Below are 18023 nucleotides of genomic sequence, written 5' to 3'. Positions count from 1 at the left end.
CCAACGTTAAGCTGTTGAGTCGTTTTAAGTGTAATTCGGGGCAGAATTGGTAAAGAGAGTCGTGTAAAATATCGAGTTCGCACATTTTGTTGTCTGATTATTGATTTTTGGCGAAACCATTTGATCATATGACAAGATGTGTATCTACCTTAACTTAATGATTTTGATAAAAATCATTAGGGGATTCATCAGTACGCAGCGCTCCTTTCCCATGGACTGGCAAGTTCAACTTCTATTTCCGAATCATGAAAATCATCATAATCATAATTATTCTTTGAAAAATTCTTCTGAGTATTGGGCATAGTGTATTTCCTTAAAATTTGTTAAAAAAGTATTAAAGAAATGTATTGTTGCTCAAACATTAGTCGTAAGTACTTTTATAAAAACAAATTTAAATAATATTAAATTATAAATAGGTTAAATGTAGTAAATTATTTTATTTTGTTCCCTGTCAATCGTCAATCATTTGTTTTCAATATTTATTTTTCTATTTATCATGAAAAAATATTCAATTAGTGAATTTTTAGCAAATTTTTTAATAATATATAAATATTTTATTTATTATTTTAAAATATTCAATTTATATCAATATCAAATAAAATGAATTAATTTGAGGTTAGCTTGAGTAAGATACAGGATTTTACAAAAATACAAGGTTTGAATGAAAAAGATGATATTTCTACACAAGATTATCTTGTTGCAACTTCATTACAACACGTGATAGCAGGTATGATCAATATACAATTATTTCTCGCTCCTGCAATTGTCATGTATATTATTTTATATATTCGTCCTTATTCTAATATTTTTTTCTATATTACTTTTGTTTGTATTATATTTTTAATAATTTTTCCAGCCTGGGAGAGTTACCGGATGCGGACACAGTGGCAGTTTATAGGTAAAAAGATAATGGGTTCAGGGTAATACGCCTTAATAATAGGTCGTCTGATTTTTGGATTAATGTGATAAAAAGGGAGATCATTTATTATTTATATATATTTTTTCTTGTAATAACTATTTTTTATTTACCAGGTCTGCATAATGAGGGTTTTTGGACCTTTTTCTTAGTGACGTTACTTAAGCTATGGTCATCAATAACGACACTTCCGTTATTATTTATCATTCTTTTGGTAAATATATTCAATTTGACGTGTCTATATCGCTTATTTCAGAATAGCTTTATAAAAAAATATATTAATATTATTTGAGTAATTTTAAATTTAGTCAGCCTCAAGAAATTTTAATTTTTCCTGAGGCTTCTTAGTTATTTAATTTTTACAACGATTGTATTAGCTAAAAAGTCTTGCAGTGTACGATAATTTGATTTTCTTATAAATAACATAATTATACAAATAAAAAGAAATAAAGTTGAAAATTCAGTGAATATGCATAAAATCCTATATAAATAATTTAAAAATTTATAAATAAAATTCTGGTAAACTCCAACATTTTTAGCGAAATCCATTAGATTGGGTGGCACATCTATTATTATTATTAACATTGTAAAAAGGATAAGAGTAATGAATGTATAAAAAATTTCACGGACTAATACTACATTGAAAAAGCCAGCTTTCTTACCATTCTTTTTAATAACTTTGATTTTCATTAATCGCTTACCAACAGATTGACCTGTTAGACTCATTTGTATAAATTGAAACACAACATAAATGAGTAAAGGTAATATGATATATAAGAATATTCGTAATGGTTGATGTACACCTCCCTCAAACTCATCATCCATAAATAAGAATGAAAAAATAGATTCTATTGGCTTATCAGTTCTATAATTTGCAAAAAACCATAATTCAAAAGGATTTATAATATTTTGTGAATGATTCGATTCATAATCAGTTTGAAAATTGTAAACATGTAAAGAAATGTAAAATATAAAATAATAAATTGCATAATTAATTAGATATGCTGTAACTCTTTTCCATGGCGGAGCCAGTTCAACCAGGCCGCCTTTTTCTGTCATTAAAAAATTATGTTTATCATTTAATGCTGATGATTGTCGAGTACGGGACATAAATTTTATAAATCTCCTAGTGTGAAATCAAACTCAATATGCTTATAAATCAGCAATGTTTTAAGTTAATTTTTATAAAAAATAATATTATATATTTACATAATATTATTTGATAATAATATCAGAATTTATTTATATTTCATTAGATTTATTTGGTAAATATGTTTTTTTATAAATAAAAACAGATATTTTTAAATAAAATATCTGTTTTATGATGTAGCTAATCTGTTTTTATATCATGCAGATGTTCTCAACTCAGCTGAGAGTTTATCCAGAATACCATTAATGAATTTATAGCCATCGGTACCACCAAAGGTTTTAGTGATTTCGATAGCTTCATTGATAATTACCGGATGGGGTGTTTCCGGCATGGCAGAAAGTTCATGGCAGGCCATCAGCAGTACAGCCCGTTCAACCGGATTAAGCTCATCTTCGTGGCGGTCCAGCAGAGGACGGATCCGTTTCATGTAATCACGCTGATTATTATAGGCACCAAAAAATATCTGGGTAAACAATTCTTCATCAGCTTTGGCGAAATATTCATTATCACGGATATTCTGCGCAATAATAGCAGCTGATTCTTCGTTATTCAGTTGTGCCTGATATAAAGCCTGAACAGCAAACTGACGGGCACGACGACGTGGTGTAATCATTGACATGTATACAATGTCCTTGTTTAATAAATAATCAATATTGAATTTTAAGCAGATTGGCCATTTCTACTGCCACTATAGCCGCTTCACTGCCTTTATTGTGCATACGTGCCAGTGCCTGAGCATCGTTTTCGGTAGTCAGTATAGCATTGGCAATGGGTATATTGTGATCCAGACTAACTCGGGATACACCTGCGGCGGCTTCGTTGGACACCAGCTCAAAATGATAAGTCTCACCGCGGATAACCACTCCGATGGCCACCAATGCATCAAATTTGCCGCTGTCAGCCATGCTTTTTAATACCAGAGGTACTTCTAAAGCACCCGGCACAGTAGCCAAAGTTATATCGCTGTCTTTAACCCCCAGTTTAACCAAGCGGCTGCAACAGGCTTTGACCAGCTCTGCTCCGATAGGATTAGTAAAGCGTGCCTGTACAATGCCTATACGCAGGCCAGAGCCGTTATGTTCCGGGGTGATGGTATTCATTCAGTTTCCTTTTTTCATCTGTTACGCCTCAAGCACCATTGCATTGTCCGGAATAAAATACTTACATCACAGACATACAAGTATTTATGCTTAGCATTCTGATTTTACCGAATTTGCCAATAGGGTGGAATGTTTAAACCGTTTTTTTCTGTTTGTGTCTAGGCTTAAGTGAGCCCAGATAAATGGCCAGTAAGGTCAGTGCAGTACCAGTCCATTGCACAGTATTTATCGGTTTATTCAGCAAGAAAAAATCGATCAGAATCGCAGCAACAGGTTCACTTAATAGTAATAAACCGGTTAAAGTCAGTGACAGCAAAGGTACGGCATAAGCAATTAACCCCCAGGCAAAACACTGCATGACCACACCGTAAATCATGATCAGCAGAATATCTTTTGTGTTAGTAGGCCAGAAATGGCTTGAGTCAATGAGGATACTTGGCACAATTAATGCACCGACTGCTCCGACACTGACCAGCAGCATTAGCGGAAATAATGCAACCGGCTCTGCCAGATGTGCCTGACGAATACATGCCATGGAGGCAGCCATTGCTGCACCGGAAATCAGACCGATAAAAATACCATAACCACCATGTGAATTGTGTCTGAGTTCAGGGTGGGCGATCAGTAAAATGCCGATTACAGACAATATCATGCTGAATAGTTGTAATTTGCTCTGTCGTTCACCGAAGAAAAACCAGGCAATTGCCGCCAGAAAAAAAATCTGCATACTGTTGAGCAGAGTAGAAATTCCCGGGCCTACTGCATGAATGCTTTCATGCCAGAATGCCAGATCAAAACCTAAAAATACACCTGATAGCATACAAAACCGTTTTGCTTTATTGCTTTCAGGCAGTTTCTGACCAAAATAGCGACTTAAAAACAGAAAAACAATACCACCAATGAATACACGCCATAATGCAATGGCATAAGAACCAATAGATACAAATTTAACAATCAGGCTGCCGAGTCCGAAAACAACGCAGCCGAAAGTTAAACCGGAAGCAGCCCATTTTTGCGGGGTCAGTTGCATTAGATACCATCCTTAAATAACAGCCATTACAATAGGCTGTCGGAAAATACCCGATGCCGGTATTCCATGGCAACAGATAATTCAGACAGCCTGAGGTGGGGTATTGTATTTAATTGTGTTACTAAAATATATACTTGTTTAGTAAAGAATTATTATCGGGATGGTTCTTCAAACCCGGTAACTTCCAAACCAAATCCATTCAGACCGGTAAAGGCAGAAGGCTTACCCATTACCCGCATACGTTTGACTTTTAAACCAGCCAGTATCTGAGCACCGATACCATAAGTTTTACTATCCCACTGTCTGGTCTGATGAGTGCCTTTGGGTAAGGTGCGGTCTAATAAAGTGGCTCCGGTTTCAGTACGGTGCATCAGTATTATTATACCGGCATCAGCTTGCTGTATACGTGCCATAGCTTCAGGTAGTGGCCATGTATGCAACTGATCCGGTTGCAGAAAATCCATGGCACTAAATGGTTCATGTACTCTTACCAGTACTTCACCGGCAGTTTCCGGATCGCCTTTAACCAGTGCCAGATGGGTTTCACCGGATAATTGATCAACATATACATGCTGAGTAAAATCTCCCCATGTTGTATGGATAGTATTTACTCCCAGTTCTTCTATCAGACTTTCGTGACGGCTGCGATATTCAATCAAATCAGCAATAGTGCCAATTTTAATATCATGTTTTTCAGCAAAAACCATCAGCTCCGGCATACGGGCCATAGTGCCGTCGTCATTAATGATTTCACAGATAACGGCTGCCGGAATCAGGCCGGCCAGTTTGGCTAAATCAACGCTTGCCTCAGTGTGTCCGGTACGAACCAGAACGCCGCCTTTTTGTGCACGTAATGGAAAAATGTGACCCGGCTGGACAATATCTTCTGCTTTGGCAGTAGGGGAAACTGCTGCCTGTACAGTATGGGCACGGTCTGCTGCGGAAATACCGGTAGTAATACCATGTGCTGCTTCTATGGAAACCGTAAAATTAGTACCATACTGAGCGCCGTTATTCTGTGTCATCAGTGGTAAGCGGAGGCGATCTACTATTTCTTCTTCCAGAGGCAGGCAAACCAGACCCCGGGCATATTTAATCATGAAATTGATGGCTTCAGGTGTGACAAACTGTGCAGCCATGATTAAATCACCTTCGTTTTCACGGTTTTCTGCATCAGTAATAATAACCATTTTACCGGCTTTTATGTCGGCAATAATTTCAGGAATGGTGGCAATACTCATGATAGTAAACAACGCTCCCTTAATAAAATAAGAGTTATTTTACTCTGGATTACCGGGGCTGGTGCGCTTTTATCTTAGCGTTATTCGAATGCCGGCTACGAAATTACCGGAATAAAAAAATTAAAATAAACAGATTAAGCTGCAATATCATTAATCGGGCAGGAAATTATATAAATAATAATGATTTTTTACTCAAGTTACAGAATAGATAGTGAGATAATAAAATTTTACTCGCAGGCATTATTGATGAATAAAAGATGAGTCAGTCGCTTGCTTTATTTATTCAGGTACTGGCAAGTTGAATTTTTGAAAAAGGTAAGGTTCAGTCAGTTAGTGAATTTTTCTCACAAAACTTGCCAACTTACCAACAAAGATTATTCTGGCAGTCATAAGATTGTACAATCTGCTATAAAACAGATTCATAAATTAATTCTGCATGTTCAGATTAAAGTAGAAATTTTTTTGAAAGTAACGATAGAATGGTATTGGTAAATAATATTACGCGGTATACAAAAAGGTTTATAAAGGTTTCTGCTTCTGATTGCGTAAGTATATAGCGAAACATAGCAGTAAGCCGTTTTGAAAACAGATTGAATGTAGAAGGGTGGATAAATACAAACTTGGCGGAATAGCTTTTATCATCGAGATAAAATAATATTTAATTATATTTTCTATTCTTTTAATTAAATATCTTGTAGACAAGGATTTTTTTAATCAGCTGCACTATATGGAAAACAGTTTCGGGAATAAATTTTGAGCCAGATTTTACCTGATAGATATCTATACAAAACCAGTGATTGACTCATTTGATTTAATTCGATATCAATATTATTTCTGAACTTTAATAGTATAGATTTTTTTAAATTTGCTTTCCATACACATCGTGCCGTAAGCAATATCTGCAAGCTCAATAGTGATTGTTCCGGTCATTTCTTATTTATATAGTCAGAATAAATAAATCTTATAATTACAAAAAATAAAGTATCCGATAAATTTGTTAGCTATTAAATTCAATTTTTTAATAAAAATTTTATTCCAGATATAAATTGTCTGAATATATGTATGTATCTAAAAAAAATTAATCTGGATTTGTCTGAAATAATAAAAAATTAAATTGTAGTTTTTAGAATAAAAAAATTGAAAATCCAAACTATTAAAGTTATAATTTGTTTATAAATGTAAAGAAAAATTTATTTGTGAAAATATAGGAATAATAATGAGCTCTTTTACACCAACAGTATTTTTTTCGCGTTTATGTTTTTCTTTAGCAATTATAATTTGCTATGGATATCCAATATTGTTGTATATCGGATTAATTTATAAGGATAACAAAAATAATGATTTTATTCTGCTTTTGTTATCAGTCTACTTTATACTTACTATACTTGTTTTAATGATTTTAGGATGGGCTTTTAACTGTAAATCAAATATTTGGATTAAGACAGTTGTGATCATCGCGTCATGTTGTGCTATTCCTCATTTATTATTCAGTTTGGTATTTTTGCTAGGTATTTTATGCCTCCCTTTATACATATTTACTTATTACCTAGCTTATTGGTATTTGAAAGGTGGTGCAAATTACCAGCCCACAACAAAGCCAAAGAGAATTAGATTAAAGGTAATCAGCTAAAATATGTCATCAATAAAGTTATAGTATGATTTAGTTTTTATATTTAAAAAATATCTATTAAAAAAATATAAAATATCAGTATGATAAATGGCCGTAAAATATTTCATTAATTAAAACTAACTGTCACATCTGCTCGTATTGAGTTTGTTAAATAAGTTAATAAATTTAATAAATATATTGTATTTTAAATCAATATTATTACAGAGGATAACTATTATGGATAAAGAATATACTATGGCTACATTTCTACGTCGTTTTATTATTTCTGTCATGTGTCTGATTATAGGGTTACCATGTTTCTTTCTAGGTATTGTAGGTGAAAATGAAGCATTTCCGTTTTTACGTTTATTGCATATTATGCCTATGCCGGAAAATATGAGCGGTAGTGAGGTTTTTTATTTCACATTGGGAGTAATGGCTTTTCTAGCCACAGTAATATTATTAATTATGATGTTCGGATGGATATTTGATATTTCTACTAATCGTTTTCTGAAAATATTGGTGCTTATTGGCTTTTGCTGTGGTTTTCCTAACACTGTATTGTGTTTGAGTTTTAGTGACCTGCTAGGAATAGGATTATTGATTTTACCTGCAACAATATTATCTATATATCTGTCACTTTGGTACTTTAATATTTATGATAAGACTCAGTTTAAAGATAAAATTAATAACTTATAATTATTTATAACCGAATATTTTGAAACTGATTAATACTTATTTGGATAAATAGTAATCAGTTTCTGTATATTTATATAACATATTTTGTATATAAGCAAATTTATAATTAATTTTTTACTTTATTTATATACTGTTGCATATATTTCTGCGCGGTATCAACAATTGCCTGTGTCTGAGCATCCACTTCGAGATTGATGCGATCATTTACCTGACAGCTTCCAAATAAAGTCCGGTTCATGGTTTCGGGAATCAGATGAACGTTAAATTCAGTAGTGGTTACCTCGCCGATGGTCAGGCTGCAACCGTTCAGCCCGATAAAACCTTTAGTAAGGATATAAGGGGCTACACTTTCAGGGAGATTAAACCAGACAGTACGATTATCAGGGGTGTCTTCAATTTTATTAATGGTGGTCGTAGTAAAAATATGACCACTCATAATATGACCGCCAATTTCATCCCCATAGCGTGCAGCCCGTTCAATGTTTACCGCATCACCTACTTGTAGTTGTCCTAAATTGGTTTTGGCCAGACTTTCCGCCATGACATCAAAACATACTTCATCACCTTTAATAGCTGTAATGGTCAGGCAGCAGCCATTATTGGCAATAGAAGCACCGATAGTCAGGTTGTCACAGGCTCCCTCAGGGAGACGTACCTGTATTGTGCGCAATTGTTCATACTCTTGAATAGAGGTAACGGTACCTAAACCGCAGACAATTCCTGTAAACATTTATAATCCCTTTAAACAGATCAGGCAGATTGTGTATGTCCGGTTTTTGCAGCCTTTAACCGGGCTTCTTTGCGAATGGCTCCTTCCTGAAAACGGCGAACCTCTTCTTCGCTGGCAATACATAGCGGCGGTACAACTGTAGGTTTGCCGTTTTTGTCTACAGCAACCATGCTAAAATAACAGCTATTAGTGTGTCGTGCACTGCGATGCTGGATATCCTGTGCTTCCACGCGAATACCAACTTCCATAGAAGTTCGGCCGACATGGTTGACTGACGCATAAAAAGTAACGAGTTCGCCCACGTGAATTGGTTCTTTGAATATTACCTGATCAACTGATAATGTTACTACATATTCGCCAGAATAACGACTGGCGCAGGCATAGGCTACCTGATCCAGTAGCTTGAGTAAATCTCCGCCATGTACATTTCCGTGAAAATTTGCTAATGCTGGAGTCATAAGTACAGACATGGAAAGCTGATGCTGCGCACCTTGCGGTGGTAAAGGTGTAGGTTTCATGGACTAGCCTCTGATGTGTGTTTCTATGTGTGTTTCTGTGTTAATTATTGTCTTTCTATGAAGACTGATTGTTATTATAGAAGCTATTGATAGTTATAACCAGCGACGTCTGTAGAAATAAATTAATAAGCTAATAATTATAGTCGCCATAAGACCGAGTACCACAAAATAACTATAATGCCAGTGTAATTCAGGCATGTTATCAAAATTCATCCCATAGATACCGGTAAGGACATTCAGTGGCATGACGATGATAGTGATAACGGTAAGCATACGCATTTGTTCATTCAGATGGTTTGACTGATAGGATAAATGCACATCCATCATGCCCATTACAGTATCTCGTGCACTGTCGAGCGTTTCCATTAATTGCTGGGTATGGTCATACACGTCAAGTAAATAAACATGGGTGTTCTGACTGAACATGGAAAATTCTCCATGTACAATTCGGCCGACAATATCACGAATAGGGGAAAGGGTACGGCGCAGATTACTGGCATCACGTTTTAACTGGTGGATCAGAATCAGTAAGTTTTTATTACTGTTGCTAAACAGGCGTTTGTCAACACCTTCAACCCGATTGTCAAATTCATCTACAGTAACGAAATAATCATCAATGATACGATCCAGCAATGAATACGCCAGAAAATCAATTCCTTTGCGGTAGATATCGCTGTAATTATGCTGAATATATTTACGGATAATATGCAGTAATCCGAGCGGTTCAAACTGGAAAGTAATAATATAATTCTGACCAATGATAATATAAATCTGGTTATATTGCAGTTTTTGTTTTTTATAAACAAAAACTCGTGCGGCTAAAAACAGATAATGTCCGTAGTCTTCAATTTTCGGACGCTGCTTGCGACTAAGCATGTCTTCCATGGCCAGTTCATGGATATTAAAAGGCTGTAATAGCTGATGCAGCTGTTCGTTATCAGTAATACCAATTAGGTGAATCCATGTAAGACAGTCTGTATCAGGTGCCGGTATGTTTTTACTGCATATATCGTCGCCGGTGAAGCTATGATTGATTAGTTGCTTTTCTTTAATCCGGATAATAGTCATGGATTGTGCCGGCATGTTGCTGACATTGCTGCGATGTACCAGACTAGGCAGATTATGGGTCTGAGCCAGTTTGTTACTGGAAACATTCGGCGTTGTACTCATGGGACATCCTTGACTGATTTATGGTTTACATGGCTTTGATTTCTAACTGTAATCCAATTTTCTGCCATAAAACAGATTCCTGCAATAAGACACTGTCAGTAAGCGGATTGTGTTTTAACCATTCTTTACCCAGGCTGATGGTCAGTTTCCTTAACTGTTGGTCATAGTGAATGTCACAATGATTCACCGGTATCTGAATGTCTTGCCGTGCCCGGCAGAACAGTGCAGCCAGCCGTAATGACAATATACCCAGCCAGAGCATTTCCTGCTGACTGAATTCGGCTATTTTGCGTAGGTCGCCGCGCTGTCCTAATACCATTGTAGCCAGAATATGCTGTTCTTTACGTGAAAAACCGGGCATATCAGCCTGATCGAGAATATAGGCTGCATGCTTATGAAAACCAGTATGAGAAATATCCAGACCAATTTCATGTACCAGCCCAGCCCAATGTACATATTGTTGCCATTGTTCCGGATGATCAGGAGAAACAGAGGCGGACAGATGATTGAATATCATTTGAGCTAGCTCGGCTACGCGTTCTGCCTGGATGGTATCAACATGATAGCGCTGCTGAAAATCAGCTATAGTCTGGTTGCGCATATCATCACCAAGTTGTCGTCCGATCATGTCGTAAAACACACCATCCCGCAGTGCGGCATCGGTTACTGTCATTTCGCTGATATTCAGTTCGGCAAAGGCGGCGATCATTACAGCCAGTCCGCCGGCAAAAACCTCTGTCCGGTCTGATTTTAAGCCTTCCAGTTTGGCTTTTTTGGTACTTCCGGCTGCAATAATATGATTGGCAATTTTGTGCATTTGTGTTGCGGTAATTGCATCGATGGTTGTGTCACCGGCTGCAATCACATCGCGAATTGAGCGGGCAGAGCCGGAGGTACCAATAGCGTAATGCCAGCCAATATTTTTAAGTGCGACGGAAATACGCTGAATTTCTGCCCGTGCATTGTTGACTGCGGCCTGAAAATTTTTATGGTGTATTTTACCGCGCGGGAAGAACCGCATACTGTAGGAAACACAGCCAAGATTCAGGCTTTCAGTAATGGCAGGCTGTAAATCCTGTCCGATAACAAATTCAGTAGAGCCGCCACCAATATCTATTACCAGCATGTTTTCACCCTTAGGCGGTAAGGTATGAACCACACCGGTATATATTAGTCTGGCTTCTTCGCGTCCGGCAATAATATCAATCGGAAAACCCAGTCTGGCTTCGGCAAGCGGTATAAACTGGCTGATATTTTTGGCAACGCGAAAAGTATTGGTTGCAACAACTCTTACCTGATCAGGATTGAAACCACGCAGCCTTTCTCCAAATCTGGCCAGACAATCCAATGCGCGTTGCTGAGAATCCTGATCAAGATTTTTTTGTTCGTCCAGTCCTGCTGCCAGCCTTACCATTTCTTTGATGGAATCAATGACCTGTAAATGGCCGTTCTGATTGTGGCAAATCTGGAGACGAAAGCTGTTAGAGCCTAGGTCTACAGTAGCGAGCATGTCTTGCGTGGTCATAATAAATATTTTTTAGTTCAGATAGGCTTAATGTTACCGTATCCCTACCACAACTGCCATGAAAGGCTGTTTTACCAAATGCTATCGGCGAAAATGATACACAAGTAACAGTGAATTTTATTTTTGGGTAAAAATAAAAAGGGGAAATTTGTGATTGAATGTACTTAAGTATTTTGGCAGAGCTGAATACTTTTCACTTTATGTCCAAACAAATATAACCATCCTTTACCAGTTTAGTTTAAAATAATTGAGATCCATCACACAGACAATAATAATTTTCAAATTACCATGCTTGTTAGTTTTTTTGGAAAATCATGTTTTGAGTAGTATATGAAAATAAAATTATTAATTAATGATATTAGAGGCTTCAAATTAAGCCCCAATAAAGGTGTTAGTTTTTATATTGAAGATGATAATACAAAAATTCTAATGGATTGTGGATCTGAATGGAGTGAGAATTTAACTCTAAATAACATAAATTATATAGTTTTATCACATGGTCATTATGATCATTCTGGTGGAATAAAACATGTAAATATAAATCAGGATGCATTAGAAAAAATGACGCTGATAGCGCATCCTGATGCATTAGAAAAAAGATATGCCATCAATCCATTAAAAACTCGATCGGATGGCAGGTTATCTTTGGAAAAATTGAAAACAAAATTTGATATAAAGTTAACAACAGAAGCTATTTGGTTAACAAAAAAAATGGTATTTCTTGGTGATGTTGGTGGATGCAAATTACCCACAGGAATTATTAAAACTGATAATAAAATAAGGTTAGACTATATTAATGATGATTCTAGTTTAGTTTATTGTTCAGAAAAGGGATTAGTCATTATTACCGGATGCAATCATGCTGGTTTGAAGAAACATATAAATAAAGCTATCAGAATAACTGGGGATAAGAGAGTTTATGCAATAGTTGGTGGATTACATTTTAATGGGCTTTCGGTATTAAAATTACCATTCGTGCTTAGAATTTTAAAAAAAACAAATACGACAAATTTTTATACATGTCATTGTACAGGTAAAATTGCAGAAAAAATATTAAATTCAAAAAAAATGTCTACTGGTGATATATTAGAGTTTATATAATCTATATTTTTTGTCTTAATGATAGTGCTGTTATGTTAAAAACTTTAAATATGTGATGGCTTGTTTGTCGACCAATATCATAGAAGAGACATCTGCCCACTTTTTTGGCGAAGATCGCTTAACACTAGGATATTGGTGTACCAGTGAGGTCATAGAAAATGACGGCATGATGTATTACTCTCTCAAAAGAGAATAAATGGGCTAGAAATGGTACAAAGGGTATACTAATCATATTTGCAAAATTGAATATGAAAATTTTTTCATTCTTAAAGACTTAACATTTGCTATTATGCTGACAGATTGCAGCAGTGTATAAAGCTTGAGTCAGCTTAAATCCGGATACAATTCAGACCGCTTTATCCTACAGATAAGCGGTCTGAGAATCAGCTTGAGACTAATATCTTACAGACTGTAATACATTTCAAATTCAAGCGGATGTGGTGCCATACGAATGCGTTTTACATCATCGCTCTTGAATTCAATATAGCTGTCGATCCAGTCCTGACTGAATACGCCGCCACGGGTTAAAAATTCATGGTCTGCTTTCAGTGCTTCCAGTGCCTCTTCTAAAGAAGCACATACGGTTGGTACCAGAGCATCTTCTTCCGGTGGTAAATCGTACAGATTTTTATCTGAAGGATCACCCGGATGAATTTTATTCTGGATGCCGTCCAGTCCGGCCATTAACAAAGCGGTGAAAGCCAGATAAGGATTAGCGGTAGGATCCGGGAAGCGAGCTTCGATACGGCGGGCTTTTGCACTGGCAACGTACGGAATGCGGATAGAAGCTGAACGGTTTTTGGCAGAGTAGGCCAGTTTGGTCGGGGCTTCAAAATGCGGTACCAGACGTTTGTAAGAGTTGGTTGACGGATTAGTCAGCGCATTCAGTGCTTTAGCATGTTTAATGATACCGCCGATGTAGTACAAAGCCAGATCAGACAAGCCGGCGTAGCCGTCACCGGAAAACAGATTTTGTCCGTCTTTCCAGATAGACTGATGTACATGCATACCGGAACCATTGTCACCCAGAATAGGTTTTGGCATGAAAGTAGCAGTTTTACCAAAGTTGTGCGCTACATTCTGGATGACATATTTCATATCTTGTGTCCAGTCAGCACGGCGCACCAGTGTATTGAAACGGGTACCGATTTCCATCTGACCGGCAGTGGCAACTTCGTGGTGATGTACTTCTACCGGAATGCCGATCGCTTCCAGTGTCTGGGTGCAGGCTGAGCGTAAATCCTGACCGGAATCAACAGGTGCTACAGGGAAATAGCCGCCTTTAACGCCCGGGCGGTGTCCGGTATTCTGACCGTCATATGATTTACCGCTAGACCATGCGGCTTCTTCAGAATGAATTTTATAACGGGTACCGCTCATATCGGTTTGCCATTCTACGCCGTCAAACACGAAAAATTCCGGTTCCGGACCAAAGAATGCAGTATCACCGATACCGGTTGATTTCAGATAAGCTTCGGCACGTTTTGCGATGGAGCGCGGATCACGGTCGTAACCCTGACCATTGGCCGGATCGATAACATCACAGGTTAAAACAACTGTGGTGTCATCATAGAAAGGGTCAATAAATGCTGTCGATGCATCTGGTCTCAGAGTCATATCGGAAGCCTGAATTCCTTTCCAGCCGGCGATGGAAGATCCATCAAAAGCCTGACCGTTTTCAAACCATTCTTCAGGGTCTTCCAGCACAATTCTGGCTGGCACGGATACGTGCTGCTGTTTGCCTTTTGTATCGGTAAAGCGCAAATCAATGAATTTGGCATCATTTTCTTCAATCAGGCTAACTACTTTTTTTATTGACATATTTAAGGCTCCCATTAAGGTCTGGAGAGTGACAAACTCTCCGGCAAGTTAAGGTGATTCTGCCACATTCAATTTGTAAAAAAAACGCATTGATGTAAAAAAAGCCGGTTTTTTATAACGGATTAAATTAACTTATTTAAAAACATGTTGTTATATATATCTATTCTGGTTTATATCAGAATTTGTGAACTATCAGATTTAGTTATTCAATACAGAAAAATTTAATAAATCAAATACCGTCAGGAAATAAAGAAGAGCCAGGTTGATGTATCAGGCAGAATATTAACGGTGGATAAAAGGCGTTATTTCAAATTTTCTTATGTTATTGATTCGGAATGCTGATATTTGAATCGAATCGTATTAATTTGTTTCAGCCCGTAAGTTATCTGTTAACTCGTAATTAACGGGCTGAAATTAATAAATATTAAATATTTATTTGATTTTTCCGTATTTTTTCAAAATTGCTAACAGTTGATCCTGCGGTAGCGCCTGAACCAGATTTTGGTCACGACCTTCCATGGTTTCAGCTGCACATAAAGCATTTAATACTGCTTCTTCAACTGCTTCTACTGTGGCAATATAAAGCGGATCAATAATTTCATCGCTCAGCATATCAATTTTGCTGATGCCCAGACTGTAAGCATTTTCATTAGCGGTAGAGAAAGCCAGAAAAATGTCGCCGGAACCGTTATCACCATAAGCGCCGAGTAAGCCGATGCCAATAGGGACACGTTTGGTGAGTTTACTCAGTTGCCAGGGAAGTAACGGGGCGTCGGTAGCCAGAATCACGATGATAGATCCTGTTCCCGGTTTGGGGGCAAAAGTATTAATTACAGGCATGGTTTCAGGGCCAAATTCATCTTTCAGCGGAATACCGCAAATTTGAAAAGTATCACGCATCCCATGGTTGGCCTGTACCAGTACACCCAGAGTAAATTCACCGGCTTCTGTGCTGACTATACGTGATGCGGTGCCGGTACCGCCTTTGAAATCATGGCAGATCATGCCGGTGCCACCACCGACGTTACCTTCAGCAATGGCACCTGCGTGTGCATTATTTAAAGCCTCAAGTGCATGTTCAGGTCTGATATGAAAACCATTAATGTCGTTTAATAATCCGTCCCATGTTTCGCCCACTACCGGATAAAAATATCCTACGCCGTCTACAGGCTGACCATTGTTAACATATGGAAAATAAAAGTGATTATCTATCATCCATTTGCTGGTGGTATCGCGTACAATACCTACGCTGTTAGTATTGGTGATGAGTACCGGACCATGCATTAAACCTGAATCATCCAGCCAGTGTGTGCCGGTTAATTCTCCATTGCCGTTTAAATCATGCCTGCCGACAAATACAGCACTGCGTTGTTTACCTCTGGGCAAAATAGCGGTTACACCAGTACGGGCAAAGGCTGAACCCGGACCTGTATAATTATCCGGTGTACCATAGATAACGGTACTGTAGCCAACTTCAATGCCGCATACATCGGTTATCGCATTGTTTTTGCCAGTGGTGCCGGTTAGAGGAATTCCTAATTCCCGTGCACGTTTCTTAATCATAATATTTCTCCTTTTTACATGTATCATGTTGTTTATCTTGATTATATTGTAAATATTAGCTTTTGCAGCATTTTTACAATAATTGTTTGAAATTACTGGTGGTGTACGGCTGCTGCTCTTTTTTTGCTTTAAGAGCGGTAAGTAATGCCTGATAACGGCTGCGGGTCAGTGGATAACCAATGGCACACAGTGCAGCAATAATGCCGGCTAATGCATGAATCCATGTGTTTAATTCCAGAATAGCCTGTTGTGCCAGTGGTGGCTGAATAATGGTTTCCTGTCCTGTGGATGATATATATCCATGTTTCTCCAGATAAAAACCAATAAACCAAATGGCCAGTGCACTACCGAATTTTTGTAAGAATGACATCAGGGCTGTAATTGCTCCTTCTCTTCGTTTGTTGTTAATAAAATCATCCAGCTCACTAATGTCGTACATCATGGAATAATATATAGTCCAAAAATAACTATTGCCAAGTTGAAGCAGAATTAAAAAAATTATCAGCATAGTTCTGTTAGGAAATCCGCAAAAAAAGAATAGGCCTGTGCCTATTGAGCTGATGAGCATAGACAGATAATAGACATTTCTTTTATCAAATTTCTGCGCGGTATAATTTACAGCGGGAAGCCAGGCAAGAGCCAGTAAGCTATAAATCAAAAAACAGATCGCAGCATTTTTTTCGCTGTATGCCATGTTGTTTAAAAATAAATAATATAAGGCTCCGGTACTGAGCGCGTAAGCAGCCGACCAGAAAAAAACTGATGCGCCAAGAAATTTACTTGATGAAAGACGCCAGATTTCAATCATGTTACTGATAACTTCGCGAATAAAAGCCAGAAGCCGGTATCTGCTATGTATTCGGCTTGTTTTATGCCGGACAGGCAGTTCATAACCACGTGTCAGAAACCAGCAGGTGAGTCCGCTCAGTAAAGTCAGAACAGCAAATATCACACTCACTCCGTGCCAGCCGCTGCTGACACTGAATCCATAATCTACCATCCATTTAACAATCAGCGGCGGAGCGCAAGAAGATACAAGAACGGCTGCATTAAGTGCATAACCCGCCCATACCCGAAGCGAAGTACGTTCATCAAAGTTATTGGTCATTTCTGCACCTAAAGTGTAGAAAGGTATGACGTAGATTTTGTAAGCAGACCAGAAGAGAATGGCAATTATGGTGAAATAAACCGTTTTCTGATTGGTGCTGAGAGATGAAATATCAGTATAGAGCAGTAACAATAGCAGGGTATATGGCAGAATAGCTGCCAGCATTAATGGTCTGCGCCTCCCCCAGTGTGAACAGATATTATCTGAAAACTGACCTACCAGCGGATCAGCCACAGCATCCCAGATAACAGCAATTAGAACAATAGTACCTGCTTGAGTAGCAGGAATGCTGGCAACGTTTGTCAGAAAAAAAAGATAAAAAACATAAAAAAGATTATAGGCAAGTGAATCAGCCATTTGTCCGATGGCATATCCCAGTTTAACGTGTAAGGGTAATTTATTGAATGTGTGAGGAATGACAGGCCGGCGAGTATGCATGATTCATCCTGATAAAAACTATATCAATTGGCATTGCAATATGCATTGCATAAAAATTTTTGCTTCAGATGCTGGCCTGATATCAGATTATTTTTTGAACGTGCTGATTGATTAAATGCCAGCTGATTGATAAGTAGTTTTGTGTTTACCTGGATGTAATCAGGTTTTATTACAGCTAATCGATAATCCGGAAATTAAAGAGTAAGCGTGGGTAAATCATACGGTAAATTGAAGTTAAATAAAAATAAATTTTTACAATTGTTGCTAATTTGTCTGGTTTTCAGGCTAAAAAATTAATTTTATT

14 protein-coding genes and 1 pseudogene are annotated in these 18023 nt (G+C 37.4%); 3 read left to right on the top strand and 12 right to left on the bottom strand.

The features are described 5' to 3' along the window. The first annotated feature begins 621 nt into the window (after positions 1–621). The gene (locus H3T84_RS04935) at positions 622–924 is read left to right on the top strand and encodes a hypothetical protein (protein WP_084549870.1); all 303 of its coding nucleotides are present in this window, start codon (positions 622–624) and stop codon (positions 922–924) included. A 340-nt stretch (positions 925–1264) separates the two neighbouring features. Here the strand turns inward: H3T84_RS04935 and H3T84_RS04930 are convergent, their stop codons facing one another. The 5 genes and pseudogenes from H3T84_RS04930 to ribBA all read right to left on the bottom strand — a co-directional run. Then, a complete protein-coding gene (locus tag H3T84_RS04930) occupies positions 1265–2026 on the bottom strand; it encodes an RDD family protein (protein WP_110414079.1) in 762 nt (253 codons plus the stop codon). Positions 2027–2262: 236 nt separating this feature from the next. Then, positions 2263–2679 carry a transcription antitermination factor NusB gene (gene nusB / locus H3T84_RS04925; protein ID WP_084586444.1) on the bottom strand — a complete coding sequence of 139 codons (417 nt, stop codon included), beginning with the start codon at positions 2677–2679 and terminating at the stop codon, positions 2263–2265. A gap of 34 nt (positions 2680–2713) precedes the next feature. Further along, positions 2714–3166, bottom strand: coding sequence for a 6,7-dimethyl-8-ribityllumazine synthase (gene ribH / locus H3T84_RS04920; protein ID WP_084562636.1), 453 nt, complete (start codon positions 3164–3166; stop codon positions 2714–2716). A 133-nt stretch (positions 3167–3299) separates the two neighbouring features. Next, positions 3300–4196 (bottom strand): DMT family transporter, encoded by an 897-nt coding sequence (locus tag H3T84_RS04915; protein WP_025330375.1) that lies wholly within the window; start codon positions 4194–4196, stop codon positions 3300–3302. Positions 4197–4348: 152 nt separating this feature from the next. After that, positions 4349–5431: pseudogene (gene ribBA / locus H3T84_RS04910) on the bottom strand (bifunctional 3,4-dihydroxy-2-butanone-4-phosphate synthase/GTP cyclohydrolase II); the annotation flags it as partial. Between the two features lie 1852 nt (positions 5432–7283). On the opposite strand from ribBA, the gene H3T84_RS04905 reads away from it, so the two are divergent. Beyond that, complete coding sequence (locus tag H3T84_RS04905) at positions 7284–7745, top strand: hypothetical protein (RefSeq protein WP_198206656.1); 462 nt, start codon at positions 7284–7286, stop codon at positions 7743–7745. Positions 7746–7851: 106 nt separating this feature from the next. On the opposite strand, the gene H3T84_RS04900 is transcribed toward H3T84_RS04905, so the two are convergent. The 4 genes from H3T84_RS04900 to ppx all read right to left on the bottom strand — a co-directional run bounded on the left by H3T84_RS04900 (position 7852) and on the right by ppx (position 11688). Further along, positions 7852–8475, bottom strand: coding sequence for a riboflavin synthase subunit alpha (locus H3T84_RS04900; RefSeq protein ID WP_198218403.1), 624 nt, complete (start codon positions 8473–8475; stop codon positions 7852–7854). A 20-nt stretch (positions 8476–8495) separates the two neighbouring features. Beyond that, on the bottom strand, positions 8496–8993 hold the full coding sequence (locus tag H3T84_RS04895; RefSeq protein ID WP_198218402.1) for an acyl-CoA thioesterase: 498 nt from the start codon (positions 8991–8993) through the stop codon (positions 8496–8498). 93 nt (positions 8994–9086) lie between these two features. Continuing rightward, the gene (gene corA, locus H3T84_RS04890; protein WP_084585088.1) at positions 9087–10163 is read right to left on the bottom strand and encodes a magnesium/cobalt transporter CorA; all 1077 of its coding nucleotides are present in this window, start codon (positions 10161–10163) and stop codon (positions 9087–9089) included. A 25-nt stretch (positions 10164–10188) separates the two neighbouring features. Beyond that, the gene (gene ppx, locus H3T84_RS04885) at positions 10189–11688 is read right to left on the bottom strand and encodes an exopolyphosphatase (RefSeq protein WP_084585087.1); all 1500 of its coding nucleotides are present in this window, start codon (positions 11686–11688) and stop codon (positions 10189–10191) included. 330 nt (positions 11689–12018) lie between these two features. Between ppx and H3T84_RS04880 the strand changes: the two genes are divergently transcribed. Continuing rightward, a complete protein-coding gene (locus H3T84_RS04880; protein WP_078475332.1) occupies positions 12019–12789 on the top strand; it encodes an MBL fold metallo-hydrolase in 771 nt (256 codons plus the stop codon). Between the two features lie 402 nt (positions 12790–13191). On the opposite strand, the gene glnA is transcribed toward H3T84_RS04880, so the two are convergent. The 3 genes from glnA to H3T84_RS04865 all read right to left on the bottom strand — a co-directional run bounded on the left by glnA (position 13192) and on the right by H3T84_RS04865 (position 17719). Further along, complete coding sequence (glnA, locus tag H3T84_RS04875; protein WP_025330382.1) at positions 13192–14610, bottom strand: type I glutamate--ammonia ligase; 1419 nt, start codon at positions 14608–14610, stop codon at positions 13192–13194. A 432-nt stretch (positions 14611–15042) separates the two neighbouring features. Continuing rightward, entirely contained in the window at positions 15043–16173 is a 1131-nt protein-coding gene (locus H3T84_RS04870; protein ID WP_198218401.1) for a P1 family peptidase, read from the bottom strand. Between the two features lie 73 nt (positions 16174–16246). Beyond that, complete coding sequence (locus tag H3T84_RS04865) at positions 16247–17719, bottom strand: MFS transporter (RefSeq protein ID WP_198218400.1); 1473 nt, start codon at positions 17717–17719, stop codon at positions 16247–16249. Positions 17720–18023: the final 304 nt, after the last annotated feature.

The organism is Snodgrassella sp. M0110, from assembly GCF_016101465.1.
In the GTDB taxonomy this organism is placed as follows: domain Bacteria; phylum Pseudomonadota; class Gammaproteobacteria; order Burkholderiales; family Neisseriaceae; genus Snodgrassella; species Snodgrassella alvi.
This window is presented reverse-complemented; position numbering and strand designations above follow the sequence as displayed.

Coding starts and splice junctions, on each gene's coding strand:
- H3T84_RS04900 (WP_198218403.1), bottom strand. CDS start 8,475: ATGTTTACAGGAATTGTCTGCGGTTTAGGTACCGTTACCTCTATTCAA.
- H3T84_RS04880 (WP_078475332.1), top strand. CDS start 12,019: ATGAAAATAAAATTATTAATTAATGATATTAGAGGCTTCAAATTAAGC.
- ribH (WP_084562636.1), bottom strand. CDS start 3,166: ATGAATACCATCACCCCGGAACATAACGGCTCTGGCCTGCGTATAGGC.
- H3T84_RS04865 (WP_198218400.1), bottom strand. CDS start 17,719: ATGCATACTCGCCGGCCTGTCATTCCTCACACATTCAATAAATTACCC.
- H3T84_RS04930 (WP_110414079.1), bottom strand. CDS start 2,026: ATGTCCCGTACTCGACAATCATCAGCATTAAATGATAAACATAATTTT.
- nusB (WP_084586444.1), bottom strand. CDS start 2,679: ATGATTACACCACGTCGTCGTGCCCGTCAGTTTGCTGTTCAGGCTTTA.
- ppx (WP_084585087.1), bottom strand. CDS start 11,688: ATGACCACGCAAGACATGCTCGCTACTGTAGACCTAGGCTCTAACAGC.
- glnA (WP_025330382.1), bottom strand. CDS start 14,610: ATGTCAATAAAAAAAGTAGTTAGCCTGATTGAAGAAAATGATGCCAAA.
- corA (WP_084585088.1), bottom strand. CDS start 10,163: ATGAGTACAACGCCGAATGTTTCCAGTAACAAACTGGCTCAGACCCAT.
- H3T84_RS04870 (WP_198218401.1), bottom strand. CDS start 16,173: ATGATTAAGAAACGTGCACGGGAATTAGGAATTCCTCTAACCGGCACC.
- H3T84_RS04895 (WP_198218402.1), bottom strand. CDS start 8,993: ATGAAACCTACACCTTTACCACCGCAAGGTGCGCAGCATCAGCTTTCC.
- H3T84_RS04915 (WP_025330375.1), bottom strand. CDS start 4,196: ATGCAACTGACCCCGCAAAAATGGGCTGCTTCCGGTTTAACTTTCGGC.
- H3T84_RS04905 (WP_198206656.1), top strand. CDS start 7,284: ATGGATAAAGAATATACTATGGCTACATTTCTACGTCGTTTTATTATT.